The 1,004-nt window shown below is 77.9% G+C and carries 1 protein-coding gene; it reads left to right on the top strand.

The window, feature by feature from the left end; translation table 11 throughout:
* Positions 1-859, top strand: an 859-nt coding sequence (gene rlmB / locus OZN99_RS32385; RefSeq protein WP_408611999.1) for a 23S rRNA (guanosine(2251)-2'-O)-methyltransferase RlmB, incomplete at its 5' end; no start/stop codon positions are given.
* Positions 860-1,004 lie beyond the last annotated feature (145 nt).

The following is a 1,004-nucleotide window of genomic DNA, read 5'->3' on the forward strand; positions in this document are numbered from 1 at the left end:
CGATCGCCGCGGCATGAACAACCCCCGCCCCTCACGCCTCGCGGAACCGGCGCCGCCCGCGCGCGCCACGCGCCCGTCGGAACGCGAAGCGACGCCGCCCGGCAGCCTCTGGATCCACGGCCTGCACGCGGTGGCGGCGGCGCTGGCGAATCCACGCCGCCGCGCCCGCCGGCTGCTGCTGACCGTGGAGGCGGCGGAGGAACTCGGCAGGCGCCTGCCGAAGCCCTGGCGCGTGCAGCCCGAGATCGTGGACCGCCACCGCTTCCAGACCTTCCTGCCGGAGGACGCCGTCCACCAGGGCGCGGCGCTGCTGGCCGAGCCGCTGACGCCGCTGGCGCTGGAGCAGGCGATCGCGCGCTCCGACGGCCCCGTCCTGCTGCTGGACCAGGTGACGGACCCCCGCAACGTCGGTGCCATCCTGCGCTCCGCCGCGGCCTTCGGCGCCGCCTGCGTGGTGATGCAGGACCGCCACGCGCCGCCCGAGACCGGCGCGCTGGCGCGGGCGGCCTCCGGCGCGCTGGAGGTGGTGCCGATCGCGCGGGAGGTGAACCTGGCCCGCGCCATCGTGGCGCTGCAGCGCGCCGGCTTCTGGGTGATGGGCATGGCCGGCGACGCGCCGGCTACGCTGGCGCAGGCCATGCCGCGTGACCGCCGCGTGGCGCTGGTGCTGGGCGCCGAGGATGCCGGCCTGCGGCGCCTGCAGCGCGAGACCTGCGACGAGCTGGTGCGGCTGCCGATCGCGCCGGGCATCGAGAGCCTGAACGTGGCCGCGGCCGCGGCGGTGGCGTTGTACGAGGTGGCACGCGGGATGGACCTGTCCGCGCCGGCGCCGATGCCAGAGGAGGAGACCGAGGCATGACCAGCCCCGCCGCAGAGGCCATCCTCGCCGCGCGCGCCGCGCGCCGCATCCTGTCGCCGCTCGGCGCGGCCGCGCCGGCCGACGTCGCTGCCGGCTACGCGGTGCAGAAGGAGGTCGCGGCCGCGCTCGGCGCGGTGCCGCCGGC

It is taken from the genome of Falsiroseomonas oryzae, from assembly GCF_027856955.1.
Classification (GTDB): Bacteria; Pseudomonadota; Alphaproteobacteria; order Acetobacterales; family Acetobacteraceae; genus Falsiroseomonas; species Falsiroseomonas oryzae.